Here is a 26545-nt window from a genome sequence, read left to right on the forward strand (position 1 = left end):
TCCGCCCCATTCATGAGGGTTATAGTTCGTCATTTGCGGAGCTGGAGAAAGCTTGAAAATTGTTGGGGTGGCTATACGCTGGGCGTATGGCTGGTTACGCAAAACTCGTTCCTTCCGCGCGCGGACTGCTGGTTTTCGAAGCGGCTGTCCGGTCGGGCAGTTTCACCGCTGCCGCGCGCGAATTCAACGTCACGCAACCATCGATCAGCCGCAGCATTGCGCAGCTCGAGGCCGATTTCGGTGTTCCTCTTTTCACGCGAGGTCCAACGGGATTGGCCCCGACGGCAGAAGGACGTGCCCTCTATTCGGCTGTGCGGGAGGGATTTGACGGCATCGCGGAGGTGATCCGGAGGATCAAGCAGAACAGCGCTGCAAAGCCGGTGGTGACCCTTTCACTTTCGAGTTCTCTGGCAACCTATTGGTTCGTTCCCAGGTTAGGGGCATTCAACACGAGATTTCCTGACGTCGACCTGAGGTTCGAACTGATCGCGGGCGTTCTGCGAGGACCAGCCGAGAATGTCGACCTTGCCACGAGAATCCTGGCCGATGACGACACCCACTATCACCACTGGGCATTCTCGCCGGAAATCATAGTTCCGGTATGCAGCCCATCCTATTTGTCGGCCCACGGTCGGTTGATCCATGCCGGAACCGGGGAAGGTCATGCCCTGCTTCACCTGACCGACGCCAAGGAGCGGTGGCTGGACGCATGGGGCAGTGTGGCGGACCGCAAGACCAGCAAGGCAAAGTGGCTCGAATTCTCGGACTACGCGGTCGTGCTTCAAGCCGCCATGAACGGGGAAGGCGTGGCGCTCGGCTGGCTCAGCAACGTTTCAAGGGCGTTGCTTCAGGGAACCCTTGTCCCGGCCTCGGACAGACAGATCAAGACAGGCCGGATCCATCAGCTGATTGCACCGCGCTCAAGGCCGGTACGGCCTGTCGTCTCCGACATCTGCGCGTGGATGATCGCCGAGATGCAAGCCGAATTGAAAGCGCTGCACCCGATATTGCGGCCGGACACCTTGTAGCGGGCGACAAGCGCAGCGCGCTCGTCGTTGACTACCTCGGAAACAGGCTGGGCAGCGGCATGTGCGCCTTGACGATCGGGGACTTCAGCACCACGAAGCTGAAATACTTGTCGATGCCGATATCCATGTCGGTCAGCCGTTCCATGATGGTCTGGTACTCGGCGATGCCGGCGGTCACGAATTTCATCAAATAGTCGTAGCCGCCCGACACGAGGTGGCATTCGATGACCTGGTCAATCTTCTCCACAACGGCGAGAAAGCGGGCGAAGTCCACCTGGCGATGGTTCTTCAAGGTGATTTCGGTGAACACGGTCAGCGTCTGGCCGAGCTTGCCGATATTGACCTGCGCGGAATAGCCTTCGATGTAGCCTTCCGACTGCAATTTCTTCACCCGCATGAGGCACGGGCTCGGCGACAGATGCACCAGATCAGCCAGTTCCACATTGGTGATGCGGCCGTTCTTCTGCAATTCGTGAAGAATCTTGATGTCGATCCGATCCAGTTTCATGGCCGTCTCCGCAGAACGCATGCCACAGCACAAAATGCTGCCTTGCTCATAGGCATTGACACTACCACAGCCCGTTGGCCTGTCCATCCAAGCGGACAGCGCTTTGAAACGCAGCGGCTCCCGATTTTGACCGGCCTGCCGGAATAAAATTCTGCTTCAGCTTCAACTGCGGCAGCGACTGCCTGCACAACGCGGTAGATTGGCGCGTCAAGGCAGAGAGACCATGCGCGCTCAATTGCAGCAAATCGAGACATCTGGCGAACTGCCACAGTCCGCGGACGCGGTGGTGATCGGCGGCGGCATCGTCGGCGTCTTCGCGGCCTATTATCTGGCCAGGCGCGGCATGCAGGTCGCTCTCGTCGAAAAGGGCCGCATCGGCGCCGAACAATCATCCAGGAACTGGGGATGGTGCCGCCAGCAGAACCGCGACGCCCGCGAGCTGCCAATGGCAACCCGAAGCCTCGATCTGTGGAACAGCTTCGCGGCGGAAACCGGCGAGGACACCGGCTTTCGGCGCTGTGGCCTGCTCTATCTCAGCAATGACGACGCGGAACTGGCCGGCTGGGCGCGCTGGCGTGACTTCGCCAAAACGGCCGGCGTCACCACGCACATGCTTGACGGCGCCGAAGCCAGCGAACGGGGCCGCGCCACGGGCCGGACCTGGAAAGGCGGCGTCTTCTCGCCGACCGACGGCACCGCCGATCCGTCGCGGGCCGCGCCCTCGGTCGCCCGCGCTATCCTCAAGCTCGGGAGCTCCGTGCACCAGAATTGCGCCGCGCGCGGTATAGAGACCGAGAGCGGGCGCCTGAGCGGCGTGGTCACCGAAAGCGGAACGATCCGGACGAAGCTGGCGGTCCTGGCCGGCGGCGCGTGGGCGTCCTCCTTCTGCCATCAGTTCGGCTTCCGCTTTCCGCAGGCGTCGGTCCGATCCTCCATCCTGTCCGTCTCGCCCGGCGCTGAGGGCCTGCCGGATGCGCTGCACACGGCACGGATTTCGGCCACGCGTCGCGGCGACGGCGGCTACACGCTCGCCATAAGCGGACGCGGCCGCGTGGACGTCACGCCGCAGCAGCTGCGCTTCTCGTCGCAGTTCCTGCCCATGTTCCTGAAGCGGTGGCGAAGCCTCGCGCCCGGCGGTCTGCAGGGCGTGCGCTCGGGCCACGAAACGCTCCGGCACTGGCGGCTCGACCAGCCGACGCCAATGGAGCGGATGCGCATCCTCGATCCGGCCCCGGACCAGGCGACCATCCGCCTGACCCACGCCCGGGCACTCGAGCTGCTGCCGGCACTGCGCCAGACCAGGATCTGCGCAGCCTGGGCCGGCTACATCGACAGCACGCCGGACGGCGTGCCTGCGATCGGCGAGATCCATAGTGTTCCGGGTTTCTTCCTGGCCGCCGGATTTTCGGGACACGGCTTCGGCATCGGACCCGGCGCCGGATACCTCGTCGCCGATCTGGTGACCGGGTCGCAACCGATCGTCGACCCGACGTCCTACGATCCTCGGCGCTTCGATGCTTCCGTGTGGGGGAAGGTCGCCGACTTCTAATCCAAAGTTCGGCATGTTCCGGCAGCCCTGCGGAGATCACTGTGGAACCGCATCAGCCGTCCCGCAGAAAAGCGCCGACGGGCGCCGGGCGGACAAGCGCTTGCTCGCGCAACCGGCCTACTGTAGCAGGCGTGCAGCCGGTCTGCGCCGCGATGAGTTCGACGGCGGCCAACTGACAATAGCGTCCCTGGCATCGCCCCATGCCGACGCGCGACAGCGATTTCACCCTGTTCGCTTCGCCGCCGCCGAAATCCACACTTTCGCGTACATCTCCGGCGGTCACGTTCTCGCAACGGCAGACGATCGCGTCGTCGGGGAGCGCCCGTGTCATCGCTGCCGGCCAGGGAAAGGCGCAAGCCAGGCCACGGGCAAAGCGCTCGAACCGCGCAAGCTTGCGCAGATCGGCGCCGGCGGACGGCGCTGGAAATCCAAGATCGGCAAGGCACGCCACTGCCGCCAGATGCCCCGCGATCTCCGCGCCGTCTGCTCCCAGAAGACGAACTCCATCGCCCGCGAGATAGACTCCGTCGCCAGCGCGCCCCATCTGGTCGGTCTTCGGCAGCCATTGCCGCCACCGCTCGTCATAGGTGAAGGCGCATCCCGCCAGGTCGGACAGATGCGTCTCCGCCCGCAGGTGCCAGCCCATGCCTATCATGTCGCAAGGAGTGCGGTGCTCCCGGCCGCCGGCGTCGCGCCAGCGCATCGCCGTGACACCTTTTTCGTCAGCCTCGATCCGCTCGAGCGTCACGCCCGCATGGTAACGGCCGCCGAGCCTTGCCCGCAGGGCCAGACCGCGCAGCGTGACGAGCGGCCGGGCGGCAAGCTGCCAGAGCCCCCGCATCTGCTGATGCCAGGGAGAAGTGTCCAGCACCGCCGCCACATCGGCTCCAGCTTTGACGAGCTGGGCGCCGACCAGCGTCAGCAAAGGCCCCGATCCGATCAGGACGGGGCGCCGCCCAAGCGCCACGCCCTGCGCCTTGAGCGCGATCTGCGCCGCGCCGAGGCTGTAGACGCCGGCGCTCTGCCAGCCCGGGACCGGAGCGACACGGTCGGACGCGCCGGTGGCAAGGATCAAGCGGTCATAGCTGACTAGCTGCACGCCGCCCTCCCCCAGCACGTGCAGTCGCCCGTTCTGCGCGGCGATAACCGAACTCGCCGCGCAATGGGTGAGCCGCCTCTCTTTGGCCAGCCAGTCGAACAGCGCATGCAGCGCGTCCGCCTTCGCCGCCTCCGACCCGTAGAGCTGCTTCGCGGTGCGGGTGAACCCGGCGGGCGGGCGGCGATAGATCTGTCCGCCTGCGCGCTGCCCTTCGTCGATCACCACCGGGTGGAGCCCGGCCTCCACAAGCGTCGCGGCGGCCCTTATGCCAGCCGGACCGGCGCCCACGATCACGATCCACGGCGGCGGGGTCTCGCTCACAGCCAGCTCTCCGATGGCATCGTGCGCAACCGCATGCCTTCGCTGAGAAGTGTCGAGCACGCCCGCAGGCGCGGTCCCTCGTCCTGCCATACCCAGCAATCCTGGCAGGCTCCCATCAGGCAGAAGCCAGCGCGCGGCTCGGCTCCGAACTCGGACTTTCGCAACGCGTGCCCTGACGCCAGCATGGCGGTCAGCACGGTGTCGCCCGCAAGCGCGCCGTGCATCTCACCGTCGAGAAAGAAATGCAGCTGCGCCCGGTGGCGTTCGGCCAGCCGGACGATGCGGCCGTCGATGATCATTCCGCGGCCTCTCGTACGGGGCGCGGACGCGGCAGTTCGGGGAACCGTTCGCAGACCGCATCGAACGCCGCCTGGACGCCTTCCGGCCCCGAGCGCCCCTTCATGCGGCGGAAGATCTCCGTCTTGGCGAAGAACCGCCAATGGATCGGCAAGTCCCTCAGTATGGCGGTGAGCCGGTCGTAAGCCAACGGCGTCCACTGCGCTTCGTAACCGTCGCGCTCCGGACCGAAATGGAAATGGCCGGCGGCCGGCTCCTGCCGCGCACGCAGTTGCCCCGTTGCCAGCTCGTCGATCTCGCCGCCACGGATGACGACGCCATAGTCGTGCTCGGCAGCTGTCGTCGAGACGTAGCCGCGCCGCACATCCTGTGCGACCCGCCAGGGTTCGCGTTGATGTGGATCGCCGCGTCCGCCGCCTCCGGCGGAGCGGATCTCAAGCACATCGCCGGGCTGCAGCACAGTGGTGTCAATGTTGCCCAGCCGCCGCTCGTGCTCGGTCCCTGGATTGACGATCATGTCCGACAGGCCGGCCGCCTTGCCGCCCAGCACGCCCCAGGGACGGAAGAAGCTGCGGTCGCGGTTGCGGGCCGTGATCCTGGAATCAGGAGCGAAGACGCGGAAGGCCATCTCTGTCGCCAGCCCGCCGCGCCAGCGGCCCGCGCCGCCACTGTCCCTGGCGAGCCCGTATTTCACGAATTCGACCGGAGTTTCGGTCTCGGTGATCTCGATCGGCGTGTTCTTGAGATAGGCTGCATCCGCGCCTGATCCATTGGTCCCATCGCGATGCGGCATCGCGCCGCCGCCGCCGACCACGGGGTTCACCGCCGTGATGACGGTCCGGCAGGTGCGCTCATCCGTGGTCATGACGTTAACGATGCAGTTGTTGCCGGCCGGCGCCGCGGGCAGGCGCTCAGGCATCACCTGCGAGAAGGCACCGAAGATGACCGACCGCAGTCGGGCGCAGGTGAGCGAGCGCATGCCTACGGCGGCGGGGTGTACCGGGTTCAGCACGGAGCCCCGGGGCGTGATGCAGGTAAACGGCCGGGTCAGGCCGGTGTTGAGCAGAATCTTGGGGTTGAGCGTATAGAGCACGTAGTAGACACCCACCAGCAGCATGGTGTGTCGCGGGTCGCCGCCGGAAGGCACGTTGAGCGAGGAACCGAGCTGCGGATCCGAGCCAGTGAAGTCGAGCACCGCCGCATCGCCCTTGATCGTCAGCGTCAGCTTCAGCCGGCACGGATTGGCCTCGACGGAATCCTCGTCGGCATAGTCGGCGAATTCCCATGTGCCGTCGGGCATGGCGCGAAGCACGTCGCGCGCCTGCGCTTCCGCCTGGTCGAGAAGCGCGGCAACGCCTTCGATGAAGCCGGCCTTGCCGAACTTCCGCACCATTGCCTGGATCTTGCGCTCGCCGGTGTTGAGCGCACCGACCAGCGCTTTGATGTCCCCGATGTTAAGGTCGGGCTTGCGCACATTGGTGCTCATGATCCGCAGGATCGACTCGTCGAAGATGCCCTCATTCACCAGCTTCATGGGCGGAAAGCGGATGCCTTCCTGATGGATTTCAGTCAGCGCCCGGCTGAGCGAAGCCGGCACCGCGCCACCCATGTCGGTGTTGTGGATATGGCCACCGGTCCAGGCGACGATGTCGCGGTCGACGAAGACCGGCTTCCACAGATGCGTGTCGGGCGCGTGCGTGGCGACGTGGCCCGAATAGGGATCGTTGGTGAAGGCGACATCTCCCGGCCGGTAGTCGTCGACCATCGCGATCGCACGGTGATACGAAAGCCCCGGATACCAGGTGGCGCCGAGTTCCATTGGCACGGCGAAGGTGGCGCCTGAACGGTCCATCAGCATCACGGTGAAGTCCTGCGTCTCCTTGACGAAGGCGGAGTGCGCGGTGCGGTGCAGCGTGTGCGCCATGTTCTCGGCGGCCGCGCGGGCATGGTTCGCCAGAACCTGAAGGTTTGTCCGGTCAAACATGGCGTCACTCCGCGAAGGTCAGCAGAAGATTGAGATGGCGGTCGACCCGCGCCTGCGCTCCCGCGGGAATGGCGAAGGTCGTGTCTTCCTGAACGACCACGGCAGGCCCGTGGAACGTGCTGCCCGGCACGAGGGTCTGCCGGTCGTGGAGGTCGACGGTCTCGACGCTCGCGCCCGTGTAGACGGGAAGACGGCGCGCCGGGATGGCCGGAGCGTCGATCTCGTCGGTCTCCGGGAGGGAGAGCTTCGGCCCCGCGCCCACTGCGGACAGCCGCACGTTCACGAGTTCGATCTCGCCATCAACGTCGTGGAAGTCGTAGAGCTGCTGATGGGTGAGATGGAAGGCCTTCGCGATGGTGGTCGCATCACCATCTGCCAACCATTGCGGCGACAGGACAACCTCGATCTCATAGCTCTGCCCGACATAGCGCATGTCGCAGGAGAAAGTGAGGTCCGCGGCCGCGTCGTGCCCCTGCGCCGCAAGCCAGTCGCGCCCCTCTTGCGCCAGCGCCTCGAAGGCCTTGCGAATTCCGGCGAGCGACACGCCCGAGAGCGGGGTGAAGATGGTGCGAATGAAATCCCCGCGCAAATCCGCCACCAGTCCGCCGAGCGCCGACACCACGCCGGGGCGGCGCGGCGCCATCACACGCTTCATGCCGAGTTCACGGGCAAGAAAAGCGCCGAGCATCGGCCCGCCACCGCCGAAAGGCATCAGCGTGAAGTCGCGCAAGTCGACGCCGGCGCGCGAGGCGAGCTTCTCGACCTCGACGAACATCTCCGACACCGCGATATCCAGGATCGCCTGCGCGGTCTGCTCGATGGGGCGGCCGAGCCGGGTGGCAAGCTCGCCGACCGCGCGATGCGCCAGGCCGGTATCGATTCTGAGCTGGCCATAGGCCATCTCGCTGTGACCGAGCCATCCGCACACCACCATGGCGTCCGTCACCGTCGGCCTCTCGCCGCCACGGCCGTAGCAGGCCGGTCCCGGCGTCGAACCGGCCGATTCCGGTCCGACCCGCAGCACCCCCTGCGCATCGACACTGGCGATCGAGCCGCCGCCGACACCGATCGAGCTGACCGACACGGAGGGGATATGGAGCGGAAATTCGCCGATCAGCTCGCCGGTGCCGAACTGCGCCTCGCCGCCGATGATGAGCGCGAAGTCCGCCGAGGTGCCGCCGATGTCGAGTGTAAGAACCTTGTCTTCGCCTGCCTGACGCGCCAGCCAGGAGGCGCCGATGACACCGGAGGCCGTTCCCGACAAAAGCATGTTCACGCAGGCGCGCTTGCCCTCGGCAGCGTTCATCAGGCCGCCATTCGACTTCGTCAGCATCGGACGCGCCGGTACGCCACGGCTTTTCAACCGCTGTTCCAGCGCCGTCAGATAGCCGGAGACGCGCGGATGGACATAGCCGTTGAGGATGGCGGTCGAGGTGCGCTCGTATTCGCGGATGACCGGCCAGACCTCGGCCGAGGAGAAGACGAAGAGGTCGGGCGCAAGACGCGCGATCGTCGCCTTCACGGATGCTTCCTGCGCGGCATTGCGCCAGGAATGGAGGAAGGACACGATGATCCCCAGCGCCCCGTTCGCTTTCGCCAATGCCACCGCCCTTTCCACCGCCGCCATGTCCGGCGCCCGGGATTCGCTGCCATCGGCACGCATGCGCGCCGGAATGCCGAAAACCATGTCGCGCGAGATCAGCGGGTCCGGCCGCGCGCAAAACAGCGAATACATGTCCGGCATGCGCAGCCGCGCCAGTTCGATAACGTCCTCAAAGCCGGCATTGGTGAACAGCGCGAGCGGTGCGCCCTTGCGCTGGATGATCGTGTTGATGCCAACCGTCGTACCGTGCACGAAGTGTGTCATACGGGTAGGATCAAAGCCTTCGCGTTCGGCCAGAAGCGTGAGGCCCGTCATCAGCTCGGCGCCCGGATCCTCCGGCGTCGTCAGCACTTTCAGCGAGGCGACGCGACCGGAGCGGGCTTCCAGCGCGCAGAAATCGATGAATGTGCCGCCGATATCGACGCCGACCTTCCAGTCGGTTTCGTTCCGCGCCTCGTTGGCCGCGATGACACCATCCATGATGCGTCCCTTCCTGTCTGCCAACCAAAGCTGACACGACAGGATGGCCAGGGTCCAAGACGTATGAAGAGGAACGATATAAGTCTTGCTTATGCCCTGGCACCGCCGAGCACGACGGAACAGGCGGTGCGGATCTGGTCGCGCATCATTTCATCGACCCGCGAGAGAGCCCTTGTGCGCGAGGTGAGCAGCGCGATCGGAAATTCCGGCCCATTCGCGAGCGGCCTAACGGCAAGCCCGGCAAACTGATGCCAGGGCAGCAGCGCGTCGACCAGGGCGACACCCAGGCCGGCCTGGACGAAGCCGACCGCCGAGATGGAGACGTCGATCTCGAGCGACGGCGAAAGCGCCACACCTTGCGCGCGGGCCGCGTGGGCCAACTCGTCGGCGGGGCGGGTGTTTCCGCGATAGGATATCAACTCTTCCCCGGCGAGATCGGCGAGGCTCAACTCGGTTTTCCCGGCCAATGCATGCCCGGCGGGCAGCAGGCAGGCGAAGCCGACGCTGCCGATCACCTCTGCATCGATATCGGGAGGCAGCCGGTCGTCCAACGCCACGCCGAGGCTGGCATCGCCGGCGCGCAGCATGTCGACGATCGCGGCGATCGGCGCGCTATGGGAACGCAGCAGAATATCGGGATGCTGCGCCCGGAAGCTGGTGAATGCGCGCGGCAAGATAGCCATGGCCGGCGGCGGCGAGGCCGCGACCCGCACCAGCCCCGTCCGGCCCAAACGCAGGTCTGTGGTCTTGCGGCGCAAGCCCTCCAGCCCCGCCGACAGCCTCTCGGCATCGGCGAAGATCTCAAGTGCCTCCGGGGTCGGCCGCAGCCGGCCCTTAACCCGCTCGAACAGCGTGAAGCCGAGTTCGTCCTCGGTGTGGAGCAGGATCTGGCTGAGCGCGGGCTGGGAGATGTTCAGCATCCGCGCCGCGGCGGTCACGGTGCCCGCGCGCATGACGGCGATGAACACTTCGAGCTGACGGGCACGCATCGCCACTCCATAGGCTAAGCTTATGGCTGTTGTCCAAACCCATCTTTGACGCAATGAAGCGGTGCCGACAAGATCGGCGCCTTCAGGGATTGTCCGCTCCGCGCTAGATGAGGATGACATTTGGTCGAATAGCCGTCATCTAGCTCTTTGTTGGAGCATGATCTCTGGACAAACGGAAACCGTTTGTCCGAGAAAACCGGTTCCCACTTTTCGGGATCATGCTCTAGGGAATAACCATGGATGTGATCGTGCTGGGCGGCGGACTGATGGGGACGGCTTCGGCCTATTTCCTCGCCCGGCGCGGCGCGCGCGTGACGCTGATCGAGCGCAATCGGGTCGGCACCGGAGCGACAGTCGCCTCCTTCGGCAACATCCGGCGCACGGGACGCCATCTGTCCCAGCTTCCGCTGGCCCACCGCTCGCTTCGACTGTGGGGCGAAGCCGAAAAGATGCTTGGCCGCGACGTCGAGTTCCGCGCCACCGGTCATGTCCGGCTGATCTTCGATGAAGGAAGCCTTGCCGACATGCGGGCCTATGCCCAAGCCGCGCAGCCCTGGGGCCTCGAGCTGGAAGAACTCGGCCCACGAGAGATTAGCGCCCGCTTTCCCGGCCTCGGCACCGACGCGATCGCCGCGTCATTTTCTCCGCATGACGGCAGCGGCAATCCGCGGCTGATCGCGCCGGCCTTTGCGGCGGCGGCCCACAAACTGGGGGCGCAAATCATCGAGGGAGCCGAGACCGAGAAGATCACCTATACCGGCTCCGGTTTCCTAATTACCAGTTCGAAGGGCTCATTCGCCTCGGAGTGCCTGCTCAACACCGCCGGAGCCTGGGGCGCGCGCATCGCCGCTGAGTTCGGCGAAGAAGTCCCGCTCGACGCCCGCGGTCCGCAAATGGGCGTGACCGAACCGCTGCCGCATCGGATCCTGCCGGTGGTCGGCATCTGGACCCGCGACAAGGACCATGGCGCCTATCTACGCCAGGTCGAGCGCGGCAACATCGTCTTCGGTGGCGCGGCAGAAAGGGTGAGGGTGGACCTCGATCCGGGCCATGCGCTCGCTGATCCCATGCGCCTCCCGTTGCAACTCCGCGCCGTCGCGCGGCTGCTCCCGGCAATCGCGAAGGTCGCGGTCATCCGCACCTGGTCCGGATGCGAGGGCTATGTTCGGGATATGCTGCCGGTCATGGGACGCTCAGCGACGACGCCAGGCCTGTTCCACGCCTTCGGCTTCAGCGGACATGGCTTCCAGCTCGGCCCGGGCGTGGGCGACGCCATGGCCGAGCTCATGACGACCGACCGTTGCGAAACACCACTCGACGATTTCAGGGTCGATCGCTTCGGCCGCGCCGCCTGGAGGGATTCGGCCGACGGCATGTGGACCAAGCCCACTGGATGAATGTGTCGAAATCCCACCGGTCCGCAACATCGAGTCCGAATGCGCTTTTGTAGAACCTGACCGACAGGTTCTCGTCCACCACCCGGATCATCGAGTGAATTGCTTTCGCCAAAGGAACCTCCAATCTGCCGGGTGTTCTCGGATGCCGCCGACGATGGCTCATTGGTGGCAAAAAGGGGTGGCAGCCGGTTACCACGTCAGGAAATTGGCGTAAGGCTGGTTCACGCACTAAGGTCCGATTGTAGTCACTGCAAATTGAGCGGAAAATGCGCTTCGGGTTGGTATCATATCGGCGAATGGGCCCAGAAGCCGCGCCAAAGCAACATCAAACGGGAGGTCTTCGCATGTGTAAGGTCTTTGCCGGGCAGGATCCGGAAGGGTATCGGCTAATCAATCGCTCAGTTCGAATAGGTGGCCATTCGACGAGCATCCAGCTCGAGGCCACTTTTTGGACCCTGTTGGACGAAATCGCCCATGGACAGGGGATGACGGCGCCGAAATTCCTCTCGACGCTTTACGATGAAGCGCTGGAGATCAACGGCCATATCCCGAACTTTGCCTCTATGCTGCGCACCACGTGCGCACTCTACCTGCGCAACAGGCAACCATTTGACAGCGACCGCTCGGAATTGACGAACAAGGCAGCCTGACACGGGCATGACTCAAAACGCCCGATCCCGTGTAGCAGCCGCCTGCTACCGACGACCCGAATTTTGGCGCTATGGGATAGGAATGGCGAACTTCACCGAGGCGGTGTAGAGTTCACCTCAAAAGAGGAACAAGCCGTACCAACGGCGACGCCAAGCGAATCTGGGAGGATTCATGGTTGAAATTATCTCCAAGCGGGATGGCCCGCGGCGCGAGGACGTACAAGTCAAGAGATTGATTGAGCAGAACCGCTCGACCATCGTTCGCCTTGCCGACCAGATCAGCGGCGGCGGCTATTCGGCTTCCAGGAAGCCGCGCCAGCAACCGAAGGCGGAAGGCCTGATCATCCATGTTGGCGCCAGTGCCGCGCCTGTGGCCGAAGCCAAGCCGTCCATCCAGGTCACCATCAACGGCCGCGTGATCTCGAAGGATCAGAACACGGGCCGCCAGCTTCACCATATCGGCGACGTCCGCAACCGGAATGGAGACCAGATCTTCGTGCTGGCAAAGAAGCAGAATGGCTTTTTCTCACCGGTCGACGAAACCATCGCCGAGGCGCTTGCCGGGTTGGATGGATCGCGGCTGACCGCGACTTATACCGAAGAGCAGCTTGCGGCCGATATCGGTGCGAAACTAGGAATCGACTAAGGACTGATATCCGGGCGTCGCTGTGCACGTCCTATCCGCGACAGCATACAGAAATGGCATACCCCAAAGGTACTGTGATGACTGAATGAAACACCCGAGCGGGCCCAATCCGATGAAAACCGATGCTCTTCCGACGCGTGCGTCGATGGCCACCGGGCAGCTGGTTCTAGACAAGATCGACTATGATGAGCGCGCCACCATGCGCGCGTGGGAGAGTTTTCTTTCCGACGAGCCGGCATGCGCTCGCGATCCGATCCACGTTCGCTCCCTGATCCACGATTCCTGGTATCGCAGCGCCACCGGCGGTATCAATGCGCAGGGCATCGAAGCACCGTTGAGCAGCGACCGTGACGAAATCGAATACCTGACCCGGGCCAATGCCGAGCTGCTTTCGGCGGCGCGGCGATCGTTCGCTTCCCTTGGCCAGTTGCTGGACGGCACGGGAGCAATGCTGGTGCTTGCCGACAGCGACGGCGTGCTGATCGATGCCATCGGCGACAAGAAGACGCTGCATGACGGCATGGACATTCATCTAGGCATCGGCGGCAAATGGAACGAGGACGCCGTCGGAACCAATGGCATCGGCACCGCGCTCTGGACGGGCGAACCGATTTTCGTCCACGCGGCCGAACATTTCTGCGCCGGCATCAAATCCTGGACCTGCGCCGGTGCGCCGATCCGCGATCCCCTGGATGGCAAGATCATCGGCGTCGTTGATCTGTCAGGCTATTCGCCGATCTTCCGGCCGCACAACACGGCGCTAGTTGCCGCCACCGCCCGGCAGATCGAAAAGGCACTCGCCGAACAGCAGCAGGAGCAGCGCACGCGCCTGCTCGAAGCCTTCATTTCCTCGGCGCCCAGCTACCGCCGGAAGGACGGGTTGGTCATCGTCGATCATCGCGGCCGGGCGATTTTCTGCAACAACGTGCCCAACGGCGACACGACGGAGATGATGGACGGCCCGATGGAACCCGGGCGCGGCCGTTGGCTTATGAACCTGCCGGCCTCCGGCTCGGAGACCGATCTCGCAAAGGCCCTGCCGGCGCATCTGCGTTCCTGCCATGTCACGCCGCTGAAGCTTGATGGCGACCTGCGTGGCGCGGCGCTGGTATTCCCTTCTATGCCCGCCGTTTCGAGCGTGATGGTGATTGACCGGCAGGCGGACAAACAGCTGCAGACGGCCGCCGCAATGATCGTCGGCGAAAGCGAAAAGCTGCTGGCTGCGGTCGATGTCGCCTCCCGCGTGGCGCGGTCGAACGGCGTCACCTCGCTGCTGATAGAAGGCGAAACGGGTGTTGGAAAAGAGCTGTTTGCGCGGCTTGTCCATGCCGGCAGCCGGCGCACGGATAATGACCCGTTCATCGCGATGAACTGCGGGGCGATAACCAAGGAATTGTTCGGCAGCGAACTGTTCGGGCACGTGGCCGGGGCCTTCACCGGGGCCTCGCGTGAGGGCAAGCCGGGCATCTTCGAAATGGCCAATGGCGGCGTGCTCAGCCTTGATGAAATCGGCGAGTTGCCGCTCGAGATCCAGCCGTTCCTGCTGCGTGTACTGGAAGAGCGTGTGGTCCATCGCATCGGCGACTCGAAGGGTCGACCGGTGGACGTCCGGCTTGTCGCCTCGACCAATCGCGACCTCAAGCAGGAAGTCGCTTCCGGGCGCTTCCGCAGCGACCTCTACTACCGCATTGGGGCGGTCTCGATTCATGTCCCGGCGCTGCGCGAGCGCGGCGACGACGTCCTGTTGCTGATCGAGCATTTCAATCGCCAGATCGCCGCGCTGGCCGGCAATGATCCGCTGGAATTTTCAAACGACGCGCTCGATGCGCTGCTGGCCTATCGCTGGCCGGGCAATGTCCGCGAGTTGAAAAACCTGGTCGAGCGTCTGCATGTGCTCGCGCGCGGCGGCACCGTTGAACTCCAGGATCTTCCCGGCGAAATCAGTGCGGGCAACCGCAACAACACGGCCATCCACAGCGACCATCCCGCAGCCATGCTCGAGGCACCGGTATGCACATTCGAGGATGCAGAACGCCAGGCGATCAAGAACGCGCTGGCGGCAGAGAGCGGCAATCTCAGCAAGGTCGCCGTCAGGCTCGGTATCTCGCGGCCGACGCTCTATCGCAAGCTCGGCCAATACGGCATTCGGCGGGGCTTCCTCTAGATCAGGCCTGCCACGGGCAAAAAAGCCCGCGGCATTCGCGCCACGGGCTCGGGAATGTTCGGCGACTGAGTTGCCCGGAAGCAGTGGTCGCCGGGATGATCAGGTCTTTACGACAGCACCAGTCACTTTCTCGGAGACATAGCCAAGGACATTGCCGATGATCAGCGAGATCACCACGGCGGTTGCGACCTTGATTATGCCGCTGGCACCTTCGCCATAGGCGGCGGCACCAAGCAGAAAAAGTGCGGCGGTCGTTGCGTAGCCATAGACCGCTGACGGAATGGCGCTGAGCAACGGCAGCTTGGCGGCGAGAATCAGGAGGACGATTGAAATACCGACGCAAATGCCGGCCATGATCGCCGTAACCCCGATGGACGTCAGTGCTATCAATGCGGCGGCCGCACAGATCGCCCCCCAGAGATTTGCAACCGCCGAATTCCTGAACCCGGCTTCCTTGCCGCTACAGTGATAAAAGCTGCCCCAGCCGACAAATACCGCCCAGATCAGCAGATAAGGACTGCCGATCGTGATTGCCGCCCATGTTGCAATGCCACCCATGATGCCGATGACCACGGCCAGTCCTGTAATAAGATCCATGTTGTCCTCCCGTTTTTCCAAACCTCGAAGCAAAGACATTCGTTTCAGGATCGCGCTTCGCTGACGTCCCCGACACGCAAAACGCCATGGCGTCCGCCACGGGGTTGAAGAAGATTTGCAGGCCGGATCCGGCAAGCAATCAGGCCGGCTGCGCCGCCGTTTCGGCCGTGCCGATTACGCCAGCGCGCAATGCCAGCCCGGCGGCGGCGGCGCCCAGGCAGGGCGCCACGATATAGAGCCAGAGCTGCGATAGCGCCGCTCCGCCAGAGAACAGAGCCGGACCGAGCGAGCGGGCCGGATTGACCGATGATCCGGACACAGCAATGCCGGCTAGATGGATCATGACCAGCGTCAGGCCGATCGCCAGACCAGCCAGAGGACCGGCGCCGCCTTCGGCGGTGGCGTGCAGGATCACCAGCAGAAACAGGAACGTGGCGATCGCCTCGAACAGGAAGGCCGAAGTTGCGGAATAGGCAGACCAGCCGTTCTGGGCAAAGCCATTTGCCGCCACGTCGTAGCCGCCGCCCTTGCCTTGCACGATCACGTAGAGCACCGCCGATGCAACGATCGCCCCCGCGCATTGCGCGACCACATAGCCGATGAGATCATTGGATTTCATTCGGCCGGCGACGAAGAAGCCGAGGCTTACCGCCGGATTGAGATGGGCGCCTGAAATGGGCCCAATCGAATAGGCCATCGCCACCACCGACAAGCCGAAGGCCATGGCGACGCCCAGGAGGCCGACTTCGGAGCGCATGAACAGAACCGTCGCGCAGCCGAAGAAAACCAGCGCGAAGGTTCCGATGAATTCACAGACGTATTTGTTCATATGTATCTCTCCCTCTGGATGATGGTGTGAACCGGACACCGCACGCGCCCGCGCGAAGTCCGGTTCAATGTTTCAGGGTACGATGACGCCGCGGCCGGTGAATCGCCGGTTCTTGAAATCGTCGAGCGCGGTGTTGATGCTGGCGAGGTTGTATTCGGTGTAGTGCATCTTCACCTTGCCGTCGGCGTTGAGTTCCATCAGTTCGACAAGCTCGGTGAAATTGCCGACCAGGCTGCCGCCGATGTTGATCTCCTCGATGACGAGGTGCGCGGTCGGCACGTTGATATTGCCGCCATAGCCGACGACGAACAGTTGCCCGCCCTTGCGCACCATTTTCCAGCAGATGTTCTCGACGCCGAGCTCGCCGACGAAGTCGATGACCACATGGGCCCCGCCGCCGGTGATCGCCTTCACCTCCTCGACGACATTTGGCCCGCCATCGAGAACGAAGTCGGCGCCGAGATCCTTGGCCAGCACGCGCGCGGCCGGCTCTCGGTCGACGGCAATGATGCGGCAGCCTGAAATCGCATGCAGGGATTGCAGCGCAATGTGCCCGAGCCCACCGATGCCGAGCAGGACGCAATAGCTGCCCGGCCGCAAAAGCTTCGCCGCTCGTTTGGCTGCCCGATAGGCGGTGATGCCGGCGTCGGCCAACGGCGCCACTTCGATCGGCGTGACATTGGCGTTCAGCTTGATCAGCGAGCGCTCGCTGGTGATGAAGTACTCGGCGAAACCGCCGTTCATGCCAAGGCCGGGGAACTGGCCATTGTCGCAGTACATGTCCTCGCCATGTCGGCAGTTGAGGCAAATGCCGCACGAGCGGAAGGGATGGCAGATCACGGCGTCACCACGCTTGACCGACCTGACGCCGCTGCCGACCTCCTCGACCCAACCGGCATTCTCGTGGCCCATGATGTAAGGCAAGAGGGTGCCTTCGGGATCCATGGTCGGTTTCCACACACCCTCGATGATGTGCAGGTCGGTGCGGCAGAGGCCGGCGGCGCCGACCCGCACGATGACCTCATCGGGGGAAGTGATCGTCGGGGCCTTGACCTCCTCGATCTTGAGCTGGACGTTCATCTTAGGGTCGTATTCGTAGAGTCTGGCAGCTTTCATCGTCGTATCCTTTCGACGTCGAGAATGTTCGGATTGCTTCAGGCGCGGCCGAGCTTTTCAGAGCCGCCGCCGCGAGCTGGGCCGGCTGTCGGGTCCTCGTCCTCGGCGAGATGGCCGATAAGCGTTTCGGTGGTCAGGATCAGCGTCGCCACCGAAGCTGCGTTGGCGAGTGCTGTGTAGGTGACGCGCACCGGATCGATGATCCCCGCCTCGAACATGTTCTGGTAGCTGCCGGCAGACGCGTTGTAGCCGTAGCCGCCGTTGATGCGCGTGACTTCCGCCACGACTGCTTCGGGATCGGCGCCGGCATTGGCGGCTATGCGCCAGAGCGGCCGCGACAGCACCGAGCGCACCAGGCGCACGCCTTCGGCGACGTCGCCGCCGACATCGGCCGCCACCTTGTCGAGCAGCGGTGCGATCTGGGCAAGCGCCGAGCCGCCGCCGGCGACCACGCCCTCCTCGGATGCGGCGCGCACCGCATTGAGCGAATCCTCGATGAGCTGAATGGTTCGCTTCTGCTCGACCGGCGTGACACCGCCGGCATAAAGAATCGCGGTGCCGCCAGAGAGCTTGGCCAGACGTTCGCGCAGCTTGTCCTGGTCGATGTTGGGCGGCGAGGCTTCATACTGCCGCTGCACCTGGGCGCGGCGCGATGCGATTGCGGCATGGTCGCCGCCGCCCCGAATGATCGAGGTGTAGGACGAACTGGTCTTCACCCGATCAGCCGTTCCGAGATCGTCTGCGGTGATGTCCTCCAGCCGACCGCCGAGGTCGCGAGCGATCACCTTGCCCCCGGTGATGATGGCCAGGTCCTCCATCATCGCCTTGCGCCAATGGCCGTATTCCGGCGGATGGACAACGAGGTATTTTCCAGGCCCCTGCTTACCGAGCAGTGTCACCACCACTTCCGGCGACATTTCCTCGGACACGATCAGCAGCGGTCGACCGTCCTCGTCGGCAATGCGGCGCGCCGCATCGAGCGCCTCGGGTTCCTTGATCTTGAGATCGGTCATCAGGATGTAGGGGCGGTCGAGAACAGCCTCCATCTTCTCCTGGTCGGTCACCATGTGGTGAGAGAGATAGCCGCGTTCGAAGGACATGCCCTCGACAACGTCGAGCGTGGTCTCGGTGGTGACGCTGAAGTCCGTGGTGATGACGCCTTCGGCTCCGACGCGCTGATGGGCTTCCGCCACCAGTGCGCCAAGCTTGGTGTTGGTCGCCGCGATGTTAGCGACCGAAGCCAGGATGCCGTTGCCCTTTGCCGGCTTGGCCGAAGCCTTGAGGGCGGCCACCACCGCGGCCACCGCAAGATCGATGCCCTTGCAGAGATCGACCGATTTGACGCCTCGCTCATTCGCCTCGATGCCACCCTGGATGAGCGCGTTGGCGAGCACGATGGCAGTCGTGGTCCCGTCGCCGGCGACCTCGTTGGTCTGCATCGACACTTCACGGACGACCTGCGCACCCATGTTTTCGAAGCGGTCGTGCAGTTCGATCTCGGAGGCAATGCTGACGCCGTCGCGGGTCACCATCGGCGTGCCGATCGGCCGGTCGATCATGGCGTTCATGCCTTTAGGGCCGAGCGTCGGCTCGACGGCAGCGGCCAGGCGAAAGACGCCGCGGGCAAGAGCCCGGCGGGCCTCGGAATTGTGAAGCATAATTTTGGGCATGATTCCTCCTTCCGCCTTACGGGCGGGTTGTTGGTTAGGGGCCTCGTGCGAGGGAGGCCGTTGTTGTCAGTTCAGCCTCAGGCGGTCGGCGCGGCTCGAGCCGGCACGCGATCCATGATGAAATCGACCAGCGTCGGTTCGCCGTCGATCACATCCAGTTCCTTGTATCGGGTCTGCTTGAGCCCCCGGCAAAGCGCGCCGTTGAACTCCATGTTGATGCGCACACCGCGCAGCTCGGCGAGGTGGGCACTGAGTGCGCTCGGCGGGATTTTCTGCCCTTCCCAGGTCACGAACACAGGGGCGTCGGCCCGGCGGTCGGGAAAACGCTCGAGCAGAGCCGCCCGGTACCGCGGCTGCTGTTTGGCCGCCTCGCCCGGTTCGAACCGCGCGACGTCGTATGCCGGCAGGTCCATCCCGATGATTTCGCGATCGGTCAGACCGTGCGCCTTGAGGCCGCGCAAGACTGCCTCCTGGCGCCGCTTGAATGCCTTCATCCTGAAGGTCTCACGCAAAGCGCCAAGATCCTGATCCTCGGCAAGCACGGCAAAAATGTCGCCGAAGGTCTTGCCGGCTTCCATGCCGCGATTGACCTCTTCCGCGAACATGTGATCGTGCAGCTTGACGCGATAGGCGGGCGCCCAGGAGAGCTGGTCGAGCGCCTTGCGGACGCCGTCTAGCATCAGGAAGGCAAAGTTGGGCGAGCACCAATAGGTCGGCAGGCGGAAGTCTATCTCCACGCTGCCATCGCCCGCCATCGCGGCCCGCTCGACGAAGCCCATCTCGGTAATCGGTTCGTCGAGCTCAGGGTCGTTGACCTCACCAAGGCGCCGCCAGAGTTCCTTCTCGCGGCTGCTGGAAACGCTGGCGGTTGCCATGGCCCCTACTCCGCCGCGATGCTGAAGGGCGAGCTGGCGAGTACCTTCTTCTTGGCCTCGACATCGATGTTGTAGAGACGCGCAGCGTTGAGGCCGAGGATCTTCTCCTTGATCTCGTCGGTCAGCTGCACACCGCGTTCCGCGGCGATGTCGTCCGGGATCTGATAGGCCCAGAATTTCTCGACCAGCCAGCGCGGCGTCCAGATCGCGTAGTCGGAACCGAACAGGATTTTCTCCGGCCCGATCCAGAACAGCAGTTCGGCGATCACCTCGCCGAAGTAGCGCGGGCGGGAATGGATGAAGGGCAGCGCCACGGCCAGGCCGCCATAGACGTTGGTTTCCTGCGTTGCGATCCAGCAGAAATCGTCGAGGCGCGGCAGGCCGCAATGCTCGACAATCCAGTTGAGGTTCTGGAAATCCGTCGCCGCGTGGTCGACGTCATGCACGTCGAAGGCATCCTTGCTGAGCGGGATGATGGTCGGACCCTTGTGGACGTGGATGTTCCTGATGCCGAGCTTGTCGCAGAGTTCGAAGCATTTGTAGGCATCGGGGTCAGTGAGCTTCCAGCCTTTGGAGGCGCCGTTCCATTCGGCCGTGTACATCTTCACGCCCTTGACGTCGTAGGTCTCCTTGAGGAAGTGGATGTACTCAAGCGCCTTCTCACCGTCGCGCGGATCGAAGGCGCCATTGACGATGAAACGCTCCGGATAGCGCTTGGCCACCTCGGCGTTGCGCTCGATCGTGTTGAAGCCGTTCTTGTAGAAGTCCTTGAGATAGGTCGACTGGACGATCGCCACATCATCGGGACCGTCGATGAACAGGTCGCGATAGAGGTCGTCGGCACTGTATTTCTCGAACTTCGACTTCTCCCACAACTGGTCCTTGGGGCTCAGGCCGGTGTGATAGGCATAGAAGCACTCGATGAACTGCTTGCCGTGGATGTTCTTCTGGTTCTCGGGGCTGCCGTCCCAGAAATGGGTGTGGCCGTCGACCACGAAAATATCCTTGCCTTCCGGTGTTCTAAACATTCTTCCCTCCGCAGGATGGCGTTGATCGGTTCGGCGCGCAGCACGTCGGCGGCGCGCCCATTTTTTGGCGCCTACTCGATGTATTCGAACATCTCGTCCATGTTGCCGAACAGGATCACCGTGTTGTCGTCGACACGAACCATGCGGCCGTAGTGGGTGGAGGTGTTGACCTCGAAGGTCTCGGCTGAAATTTCGCGGCCGAGGTATTCACCGATGGCGTCCATCTTGAAGATCAGTTTGCCGTCACCGTCGATGCGGATCAGCGCCGGCTGGTAGGTGATCGTCACCCCAGGCTTCTTGCCCATGAATTCAGCGATGGCCCTGGCTTCGACGGAGTCGTTCATGGTGACGCCGCACTGGTGCGAAATCGTCTGTTCGAAGGTGATGTCCTTCATCTCCTTGAAGATGTTGGAATGCGTGGCATCGCGTGCTGATAGTGACATGACAATTTCCCCTTTTTTCAGCGCTTGAGGCCGAGTTCGCCAAGGATCTGGCCAATCCGTTCGTCGGATTTGGCACGGACATCCGCGAACGCGACCGGCTTGGAATGCGGCATCGACCAGATCGGCTGCAGGCCGGTGGCTGCCTTGTCGGCGAGCGCGCCGTGTTTCTTGACCCAACCCTGGAAGAGCTTGCGGTTGGCGGCGCCATGCGTTTCGTCATTGGCGAGGAGGTGCATGAGGTCGATCGTGTTGGCGAGGTTGCGCTCATAGTCGGCTTCGGCCGCCGAAATCACCGCCGGTGTTATGAAGTCATGGTTGGCGGCGGCGATCTGCATCAGGAAGCCGGAGCGGAACACTTCGCCGACCAACGGCTCGAAGATGATGTTGATGGCGAAATACTGTTCGAGATAGTCGGTCGCGCCCATGATGGTTTCGATCGCTTCGCGCGTGCCTTGCCAGTTGTTGTCCTCGAGCCAGGTCTTCTTGCCGAGTTCGTCGTCCCAACCGGGAAGGTCCATGCCGATCTCGGCAAGGTAGAGCGTGATGTCCTGCGCAAGCCTGAGCTTGTAGGACGAGTTGGTCAGCGTCGCGTTGTTGATCATCTGGGTGTAGCCGTAACGCTGCGCCTGCATCAGCGAGGTACCAAGCCCGAATTCGGCATGCTTCCAGGCGCCGAGCTGGGCCTGAAGGATCTTGACCCAGGCCTTGTCGAAGGTCTTCGGTGCACCGGACTTGCGCGCATTGTTAATGACGCTCTGCACCATCGTCTCGATCTTCGACTGGCGCTGGTAGTGCGTGCGCTCCCATTCCTGATCGGGGGCGCGGAAGGCATGCCAGTTGGAGCTCTGCGCGGCGGTGTTCTGCTTGACGTAAGCGCCCTTGCCGTCGGCGAAGGAAATGATCCAGTCCTGGATCAGGTAACGCTCGGGATCGGGCTGCACGTCGACCGTCATGTCCTCATAGTGGGTGGCACGCTGGCCCTTCGGGTCGAAATACCGGTACTTCCGGCTGTCGGAGTCGGCAAAGATCGCCGCACCGGCGGCTCCTGATCCGACTGAACTCGAGGTTGCTGGCATAGTTCTCTCTCCCTTGTTGCAGTTGTGATTGGCTTTGCGTGGCCGCCCCTCAATGGGCCGGGGTTGCGCCTGCCGATGTGGTGAACTTGTCGAAGAAGATCCGCTCCGTTTCGAACCCGTTCATGAACAGGACCGGCTGAAGCGCATCGATCATCGGCGGCGGGCCGCAGGCATGGACATCGCCCTGCCCATCGACCGCCAATTGCTTGAGCGTGGCATCGACACTCTGGTGTATGAAGCCGCGTTCGCCTTGCCACTCGGCGTCATCGTTCGCGTGCGACAGCACGGGAATGAAACTGACCTCCGAATGTTGGCCGACAAGCTCGGCGATCCTGTCGAGATAGAACAGGTCGTTGCGCGTCCGGGCGCCGTAGAAGAAATAGACCGGACGTTTCTCGCCGCTTTTCAGATGGTCGTTGAGGATCGACCAGATCGGCGACATGCCCGAGCCGGCTCCGACCAAGATTAGGGGTCCTTGCCGTTCTTCCCTTCGGAAACAGGTTCCATAGGGTCCGACGACGGTGACCTCGGCTCCGACCTTAATGCCTCCGGAATCGAGTTCCCCGGAGAATTTTCCCTCAGGGTATTTTTTGATGATGAAGCAGAGTTTTTCGGTTTGGTCCGGCGTATTTGCCATGGAGAACGAGCGCGTAATCGTCTCCCCTTTTTGCGTGGTAACCGTGATGTCGACATATTGCCCCGCCCAGAACTTTATCGGGGAGCCGAGTTCGATCTCGATGCCGCGAATGTCGTGGGTCAAATGCTCGATCAGAGCAATCCGGCCCTTGAACGTCTTTACGGCGATGGCTTTCGCCAAAATCTCCTCGTCGTAGTTGAGAAGCTCGACTTCCAGATCGGAGTAGGCGATGCAGCGGCACAAAAGGACGTGGCCGCTCTCCTTCTCCATGTCGTTCAGTGCGAAGGTCGAGTATTTCAGCATGTCGGCTTCGCCGTCGAGCAACACGCTTTTGCAGGCCGAGCATTGCCCTTCCTTGCAGCCATGCGGCAGGGCGATTCCCTGGCGGAACGCGGCGTTGAGCACCGTTTCACCATGCTCGACCTCGAAATCGACGCCGACCGGGCTAAGTCTGACCGTGTGGGTTTCCGACATGCGGACCTCCAGTTGGATGAGCCGGGGGCGGGACGAACCCGCCCCCTTGGCCTGATCAGTTGCAGGGGGTGATAGTGAAGCCCTTGGCGTAGTCCGCCAGGTGCTTCTCGCGGTCCGCTGGCGACATGCCACGCAGCGCGTTCAGCGGCGATCCGAGCTTGTTGCCGCGCACGTCGTCAAGCGTCCACATCTCCTTGTCGTCAAAGCGCATATGCGGCTGCGGAACCAGCGTCTTGCCGTCGGAACGGACGAAGTTCAGGTCCTTGATCGCATCGGCCAGATCCCAGCCGTCATAGAGCGTCTCCCACTCGCGCTTGCCGCTGAAGCGGCCCATGGCAGGTGTCGGACGGCCCTGATACTCGTCGGCGAAGGCCACCGTCGCGGTCCACTTGTCGAGTTCGTGGGCGAAGGTGTGCAACTGGCCGTCGATCTCGCCGACCACCATGTCCTCGCGGATCAGGCAGGGAACGAGGCAGGACCAGCAGCGGTGCGGATAGACGTAGCCGACGTCGCTGTTGAACAGCAGCACCTTCTCGCCCTTGTGGCTGAGCTTGGCGTACCACTTCCAGAAATCGCCGAACTCAGCGTACCAGCCCGGATACTTGTGCTCGAACCACTCGAAGTCCTCGTCGGTCTGGGCTTCGATGCGCCAGAAGTTGACCGGCCAGCCGACCGCGAAGAACTGCCCGACCTTATGGACGTAGTTCTTCTTGGTGATGCGTTCCCAGGCAGCCTGGACGTCGTCGTGATGGACCTTGATGCCGTATTTCTCGAGCGGCAGCATGTAGGTGCGGTAGTAGTCCTCATAGATCCAGCGGTGCCACATTTCCGCGTAAGACTCCTTGTTCTTGTCGCGGTTGGTGGTGCCGTATTCGATGAAGGTGCCGATGGCGGCATCGACGATCGCGTGGTTCTGCCAGAAGGCGTAGCGCAGGTCGCGCTCGAGCAGCAGGTGGTTTTCCGGTTCCTTGAGCGCCGCCATCAGCAGGGAGTGGCCGTTGCCGATATGCCGGCTCTCGTCCGATTGCACCGACAGGAAGACGGTCGGAAGCGCATAGTCACCGTTGCGGGCGGCCTCCGAAGGCATGGCGACGAACAGCGTGTTGGTGAAAGCGGTTTCGGCCACCACGGTCAGGTACATGCAGGCGGCGGTCATGGTGTCGCCGGTGATGAAGCCTTCGGCGAACTGCCGGCCGATGGTGGTGGCGTAGCACTTTCCGAAGGCTTCTTCGGTGATGTCGAAGCCGGCCGGATCGATGTAGTTCTCCATATACCATTTCTTCAGGTTCATCTGGATCGTCGAGTGACGGAACTCGTCGATCATCTGCATGGTGAAGCCGGTTCTGAGTTCCTCGCCGGGCGCGATGCGGGCGACCATCGCCATCGAGCGCGCGGCGGAGATTTCCGGGAAGGGAATGATGGCCAGGAAGAGTTTCATCCACTCGACCCAGCGAGGTTCCACATTGCGGAACATGTCGCCGCGCAACGCTGCATCGAGCGCGCCATAGACACGGTTGTCCTTCTCTTCCTGCATTGGGAAATAGGACCGCAGGACCTGCTTCATCGGGTCGCGCGGCGTCTTGTTGATCTTGTAGTCGGTCGGAAACGTCATCGCTTCCTGGACGTAGGAAGGATTCCAGCCGAGGTCGGCGATCTTCTTGGTTGCTTCGCCCACGGAGATTCCGCGTTGCGAGGTGATCTTGTTGAGCGTCAGAGACGTCATCGTCATAAGCCTCCACCAGGTTGAGCCGCGGGTCCCTTGACCCCGGCATGAAGCGGCGCACGGCACCGCCAGTGAGAGTGCGAACGGCACGACAAAGGGTTGCGCATTCAGGCGCGACTCATGGTCCGGCCATTCAAGTGGATCGCGGCAAAGGTTTTCGAGGTGTCTGGCAGGGGGCCGCGAGACGCCAACCGCATTTTGCGATGGCGTATCGAAGCGGATGTACCTGTCCTGCTTCCTCCGGTCCTTCGTTCTTTTGGCACCGCGTCAAGCGCGATGGGCTTCTTATGCAAATAGGTAAAGCAATCGCCGTGCCAGTTTGAAAACAGGGGCCGTGAGCCACGCGCTGAGCGAAACCTCAGCCCGTTCCGCTCATAAACGCATGGGCAACTGTAGCGATATTTTACACATGTATATTACGAATGTAACATTTATGCATGTTTGCACTGCAATATATTCAGTTAGCTTCTGCAAAATAATCAAATTCTTTCGAGATCTATTCATTTTACGATCATTCTCTACTATCTAGAGGCAGGCGTTGGACGGGCGCGGTGCCAGAGAAAGATGATGCCGAACGACAAAGACAACCGGGGCTCAGCCCCGCCAATCTCCAACCAGGCCGACGGGGTGACCGGAGATCTGGTCAGGTTGATGCCGCGCGACCTGGTTTTCGTCATGCGTTTCATGGGCGAAAGCCAGTACCGGCTGCAAAGCCATTTCCAGGACTTCATCCGGGCCGAGCTTGCTGCCGGTGGCGTCACCCCGCAAACCCATCCGATGATCCATCTGTTCATCGAGAGCCATGCGATCCTGCTACGCGACTTCGTGTTTTCCGGCGTTTCGCTGACGCGCCAGTTCCGCGTCGACGAGATCGAGCGCCTCACCGGCGACACCACATCGATGATCCGCGTCGATATCTGGGATCAGCTCAAGAGCCACATCGAAACGGCCGAGAAGCAGTTCCAGTCGGAGCCTAAGCTGCTTTCGGCTTTCGAAAACCCGACCGGGCCGGCAGCCGGGGAGGACAAATGATGGCGGGTTCGGTGAACAGGCAAGCCACTACGCGAGAGGCGCTGCTCGAGCGCCGGCTGGCTCTTGTCGGAAACGTCTCGGCGCTCACCGCCGAAGCATTGCGGCTCAATCAGAAACTCGCTGGCCTCGAGATGGATCTGCTGCGCGTGGAACTGGAGATCGGCAGGAGCGGCGCCAGCGCGCAACTGGTGCAGGATTTGCATGAAGCGGAAGAGAGCGCCAAGGCGATCATGAACTCACGCGCGGCGTGTGAGACTCGCATCGCCACTGCCGAAGGCCAGATCGCGGATGTCGATCGCGAGCTTGCGGCGACAGTGAACGAAGACTGAT

Annotated in this window: 24 protein-coding genes and 1 pseudogene; 8 read left to right on the forward strand and 17 right to left on the reverse strand. The window is 62.9% G+C overall.

Features of this window, described 5'->3' with window-relative positions; genetic code table 11:
- The first annotated feature begins 86 nt into the window (after window positions 1-86).
- Window positions 87-1028: a LysR substrate-binding domain-containing protein gene (locus FJV77_RS11295; protein WP_142866887.1), complete on the forward strand. Its 942-nt coding sequence runs from the start codon at window positions 87-89 to the stop codon at window positions 1026-1028.
- A gap of 31 nt (window positions 1029-1059) precedes the next feature.
- Here FJV77_RS11295 and FJV77_RS11300 read toward each other — a convergent pair whose 3' ends face one another.
- Window positions 1060-1536, reverse strand: coding sequence for an Lrp/AsnC family transcriptional regulator (locus tag FJV77_RS11300; RefSeq protein WP_038644676.1), 477 nt, complete (start codon window positions 1534-1536; stop codon window positions 1060-1062).
- A gap of 223 nt (window positions 1537-1759) precedes the next feature.
- On the opposite strand from FJV77_RS11300, the gene FJV77_RS11305 reads away from it, so the two are divergent.
- Window positions 1760-3085 (forward strand): FAD-binding oxidoreductase, encoded by a 1326-nt coding sequence (locus FJV77_RS11305; RefSeq protein ID WP_142866888.1) that lies wholly within the window; start codon window positions 1760-1762, stop codon window positions 3083-3085.
- Between the two features lie 52 nt (window positions 3086-3137).
- Here FJV77_RS11305 and FJV77_RS11310 read toward each other — a convergent pair whose 3' ends face one another.
- From FJV77_RS11310 to FJV77_RS11330, 5 genes are all read right to left on the reverse strand, one after another.
- The gene (locus FJV77_RS11310; RefSeq protein ID WP_142866889.1) at window positions 3138-4505 is read right to left on the reverse strand and encodes an FAD/NAD(P)-binding oxidoreductase; all 1368 of its coding nucleotides are present in this window, start codon (window positions 4503-4505) and stop codon (window positions 3138-3140) included.
- Entirely contained in the window at window positions 4502-4804 is a 303-nt protein-coding gene (locus FJV77_RS11315) for a (2Fe-2S)-binding protein (RefSeq protein WP_142866890.1), read from the reverse strand. Before FJV77_RS11315 ends, FJV77_RS11310 begins: the two co-directional genes overlap by 4 nt.
- Entirely contained in the window at window positions 4801-6786 is a 1986-nt protein-coding gene (locus FJV77_RS11320) for a hydantoinase B/oxoprolinase family protein (RefSeq protein ID WP_142866891.1), read from the reverse strand. The genes FJV77_RS11315 and FJV77_RS11320 overlap by 4 nt, the downstream gene beginning before the upstream one ends.
- Before the next feature lie 4 nt (window positions 6787-6790).
- Window positions 6791-8869, reverse strand: coding sequence for a hydantoinase/oxoprolinase family protein (locus FJV77_RS11325; RefSeq protein WP_142866892.1), 2079 nt, complete (start codon window positions 8867-8869; stop codon window positions 6791-6793).
- Window positions 8870-8958: 89 nt separating this feature from the next.
- Window positions 8959-9858 carry a LysR family transcriptional regulator gene (locus FJV77_RS11330; protein ID WP_142866893.1) on the reverse strand — a complete coding sequence of 300 codons (900 nt, stop codon included), beginning with the start codon at window positions 9856-9858 and terminating at the stop codon, window positions 8959-8961.
- A 236-nt stretch (window positions 9859-10094) separates the two neighbouring features.
- Between FJV77_RS11330 and FJV77_RS11335 the strand changes: the two genes are divergently transcribed.
- A complete protein-coding gene (locus FJV77_RS11335; RefSeq protein ID WP_142866894.1) occupies window positions 10095-11255 on the forward strand; it encodes an FAD-binding oxidoreductase in 1161 nt (386 codons plus the stop codon).
- Here FJV77_RS11335 and FJV77_RS32645 read toward each other — a convergent pair.
- A pseudogene (locus FJV77_RS32645) lies at window positions 11254-11367 on the reverse strand (lactoylglutathione lyase); the annotation flags it as partial. The gene FJV77_RS11335 and the pseudogene FJV77_RS32645 sit on opposite strands and share 2 nt — an antisense overlap.
- Before the next feature lie 232 nt (window positions 11368-11599).
- Between FJV77_RS32645 and FJV77_RS11345 the strand changes: the two are divergent.
- The 3 genes from FJV77_RS11345 (at window position 11600) to FJV77_RS11355 (ending at window position 14715) form a co-directional block, all read left to right on the forward strand.
- A complete protein-coding gene (locus FJV77_RS11345) occupies window positions 11600-11905 on the forward strand; it encodes a ribbon-helix-helix domain-containing protein (protein WP_142866895.1) in 306 nt (101 codons plus the stop codon).
- Window positions 11906-12077: 172 nt separating this feature from the next.
- Complete coding sequence (locus tag FJV77_RS11350; protein WP_142866896.1) at window positions 12078-12551, forward strand: hypothetical protein; 474 nt, start codon at window positions 12078-12080, stop codon at window positions 12549-12551.
- A 112-nt stretch (window positions 12552-12663) separates the two neighbouring features.
- Entirely contained in the window at window positions 12664-14715 is a 2052-nt protein-coding gene (locus FJV77_RS11355) for a sigma-54-dependent Fis family transcriptional regulator (RefSeq protein ID WP_246691220.1), read from the forward strand.
- A 99-nt stretch (window positions 14716-14814) separates the two neighbouring features.
- On the opposite strand, the gene FJV77_RS11360 is transcribed toward FJV77_RS11355, so the two are convergent.
- The 10 genes from FJV77_RS11360 to FJV77_RS11405 all read right to left on the reverse strand — a co-directional run bounded on the left by FJV77_RS11360 (window position 14815) and on the right by FJV77_RS11405 (window position 25189).
- A complete protein-coding gene (locus tag FJV77_RS11360; protein WP_185970274.1) occupies window positions 14815-15288 on the reverse strand; it encodes a DUF1097 domain-containing protein in 474 nt (157 codons plus the stop codon).
- Window positions 15289-15451: 163 nt separating this feature from the next.
- Window positions 15452-16141 (reverse strand): MIP family channel protein, encoded by a 690-nt coding sequence (locus FJV77_RS11365; protein ID WP_142866899.1) that lies wholly within the window; start codon window positions 16139-16141, stop codon window positions 15452-15454.
- Between the two features lie 72 nt (window positions 16142-16213).
- A complete protein-coding gene (locus FJV77_RS11370) occupies window positions 16214-17257 on the reverse strand; it encodes an NAD(P)-dependent alcohol dehydrogenase (RefSeq protein ID WP_142866900.1) in 1044 nt (347 codons plus the stop codon).
- A gap of 38 nt (window positions 17258-17295) precedes the next feature.
- Window positions 17296-18927, reverse strand: coding sequence for a molecular chaperone GroEL (locus FJV77_RS11375; RefSeq protein WP_142866901.1), 1632 nt, complete (start codon window positions 18925-18927; stop codon window positions 17296-17298).
- 77 nt (window positions 18928-19004) lie between these two features.
- Window positions 19005-19802: an iron-sulfur cluster assembly protein gene (locus FJV77_RS11380; protein ID WP_142866902.1), complete on the reverse strand. Its 798-nt coding sequence runs from the start codon at window positions 19800-19802 to the stop codon at window positions 19005-19007.
- A gap of 5 nt (window positions 19803-19807) precedes the next feature.
- Complete coding sequence (locus tag FJV77_RS11385) at window positions 19808-20830, reverse strand: amidohydrolase family protein (protein WP_142866903.1); 1023 nt, start codon at window positions 20828-20830, stop codon at window positions 19808-19810.
- Window positions 20831-20901: 71 nt separating this feature from the next.
- Window positions 20902-21273 (reverse strand): MmoB/DmpM family protein, encoded by a 372-nt coding sequence (locus FJV77_RS11390; protein ID WP_140756853.1) that lies wholly within the window; start codon window positions 21271-21273, stop codon window positions 20902-20904.
- A 17-nt stretch (window positions 21274-21290) separates the two neighbouring features.
- The gene (locus tag FJV77_RS11395) at window positions 21291-22349 is read right to left on the reverse strand and encodes an aromatic/alkene monooxygenase hydroxylase subunit beta (protein ID WP_142866904.1); all 1059 of its coding nucleotides are present in this window, start codon (window positions 22347-22349) and stop codon (window positions 21291-21293) included.
- Between the two features lie 49 nt (window positions 22350-22398).
- On the reverse strand, window positions 22399-23460 hold the full coding sequence (locus tag FJV77_RS11400; protein ID WP_142866905.1) for a 2Fe-2S iron-sulfur cluster binding domain-containing protein: 1062 nt from the start codon (window positions 23458-23460) through the stop codon (window positions 22399-22401).
- A 55-nt stretch (window positions 23461-23515) separates the two neighbouring features.
- Entirely contained in the window at window positions 23516-25189 is a 1674-nt protein-coding gene (locus FJV77_RS11405) for an aromatic/alkene/methane monooxygenase hydroxylase/oxygenase subunit alpha (RefSeq protein WP_210246348.1), read from the reverse strand.
- A 561-nt stretch (window positions 25190-25750) separates the two neighbouring features.
- On the opposite strand from FJV77_RS11405, the gene FJV77_RS11410 reads away from it, so the two are divergent.
- Together FJV77_RS11410 and FJV77_RS11415 are read left to right on the forward strand one after the other, a co-directional pair.
- The gene (locus FJV77_RS11410) at window positions 25751-26215 is read left to right on the forward strand and encodes a hypothetical protein (RefSeq protein ID WP_142866907.1); all 465 of its coding nucleotides are present in this window, start codon (window positions 25751-25753) and stop codon (window positions 26213-26215) included.
- Complete coding sequence (locus tag FJV77_RS11415; RefSeq protein ID WP_142866908.1) at window positions 26212-26544, forward strand: hypothetical protein; 333 nt, start codon at window positions 26212-26214, stop codon at window positions 26542-26544. Before FJV77_RS11410 ends, FJV77_RS11415 begins: the two co-directional genes overlap by 4 nt.
- The last annotated feature ends 1 nt before the right edge of the window (window position 26545 follow it).

It is taken from the genome of Mesorhizobium sp. WSM4306, assembly GCF_007003975.1.
Lineage (GTDB): Bacteria > Pseudomonadota > Alphaproteobacteria > Rhizobiales > Rhizobiaceae > Mesorhizobium.

What these genes read in the sequence shown, in the direction of transcription:
- FJV77_RS11295 (WP_142866887.1), top strand. Translation starts at nt 87, where the DNA reads ATGGCTGGTTACGCAAAACTCGTTCCTTCCGCGCGCGGACTGCTGGTT.
- FJV77_RS11300 (WP_038644676.1), bottom strand. Translation starts at nt 1,536, where the DNA reads ATGAAACTGGATCGGATCGACATCAAGATTCTTCACGAATTGCAGAAG.
- FJV77_RS11305 (WP_142866888.1), top strand. Translation starts at nt 1,760, where the DNA reads ATGCGCGCTCAATTGCAGCAAATCGAGACATCTGGCGAACTGCCACAG.
- FJV77_RS11315 (WP_142866890.1), bottom strand. Translation starts at nt 4,804, where the DNA reads ATGATCATCGACGGCCGCATCGTCCGGCTGGCCGAACGCCACCGGGCG.
- FJV77_RS11320 (WP_142866891.1), bottom strand. Translation starts at nt 6,786, where the DNA reads ATGTTTGACCGGACAAACCTTCAGGTTCTGGCGAACCATGCCCGCGCG.
- FJV77_RS11325 (WP_142866892.1), bottom strand. Translation starts at nt 8,869, where the DNA reads ATGGATGGTGTCATCGCGGCCAACGAGGCGCGGAACGAAACCGACTGG.
- FJV77_RS11330 (WP_142866893.1), bottom strand. Translation starts at nt 9,858, where the DNA reads ATGCGTGCCCGTCAGCTCGAAGTGTTCATCGCCGTCATGCGCGCGGGC.
- FJV77_RS11335 (WP_142866894.1), top strand. Translation starts at nt 10,095, where the DNA reads ATGGATGTGATCGTGCTGGGCGGCGGACTGATGGGGACGGCTTCGGCC.
- FJV77_RS11345 (WP_142866895.1), top strand. Translation starts at nt 11,600, where the DNA reads ATGTGTAAGGTCTTTGCCGGGCAGGATCCGGAAGGGTATCGGCTAATC.
- FJV77_RS11350 (WP_142866896.1), top strand. Translation starts at nt 12,078, where the DNA reads ATGGTTGAAATTATCTCCAAGCGGGATGGCCCGCGGCGCGAGGACGTA.
- FJV77_RS11355 (WP_246691220.1), top strand. Translation starts at nt 12,664, where the DNA reads ATGAAAACCGATGCTCTTCCGACGCGTGCGTCGATGGCCACCGGGCAG.
- FJV77_RS11365 (WP_142866899.1), bottom strand. Translation starts at nt 16,141, where the DNA reads ATGAACAAATACGTCTGTGAATTCATCGGAACCTTCGCGCTGGTTTTC.
- FJV77_RS11370 (WP_142866900.1), bottom strand. Translation starts at nt 17,257, where the DNA reads ATGAAAGCTGCCAGACTCTACGAATACGACCCTAAGATGAACGTCCAG.
- FJV77_RS11375 (WP_142866901.1), bottom strand. Translation starts at nt 18,927, where the DNA reads ATGCCCAAAATTATGCTTCACAATTCCGAGGCCCGCCGGGCTCTTGCC.
- FJV77_RS11380 (WP_142866902.1), bottom strand. Translation starts at nt 19,802, where the DNA reads ATGGCAACCGCCAGCGTTTCCAGCAGCCGCGAGAAGGAACTCTGGCGG.
- FJV77_RS11385 (WP_142866903.1), bottom strand. Translation starts at nt 20,830, where the DNA reads ATGTTTAGAACACCGGAAGGCAAGGATATTTTCGTGGTCGACGGCCAC.
- FJV77_RS11390 (WP_140756853.1), bottom strand. Translation starts at nt 21,273, where the DNA reads ATGTCACTATCAGCACGCGATGCCACGCATTCCAACATCTTCAAGGAG.
- FJV77_RS11395 (WP_142866904.1), bottom strand. Translation starts at nt 22,349, where the DNA reads ATGCCAGCAACCTCGAGTTCAGTCGGATCAGGAGCCGCCGGTGCGGCG.
- FJV77_RS11400 (WP_142866905.1), bottom strand. Translation starts at nt 23,460, where the DNA reads ATGTCGGAAACCCACACGGTCAGACTTAGCCCGGTCGGCGTCGATTTC.
- FJV77_RS11405 (WP_210246348.1), bottom strand. Translation starts at nt 25,189, where the DNA reads ATGACGATGACGTCTCTGACGCTCAACAAGATCACCTCGCAACGCGGA.
- FJV77_RS11410 (WP_142866907.1), top strand. Translation starts at nt 25,751, where the DNA reads ATGCCGAACGACAAAGACAACCGGGGCTCAGCCCCGCCAATCTCCAAC.
- FJV77_RS11415 (WP_142866908.1), top strand. Translation starts at nt 26,212, where the DNA reads ATGATGGCGGGTTCGGTGAACAGGCAAGCCACTACGCGAGAGGCGCTG.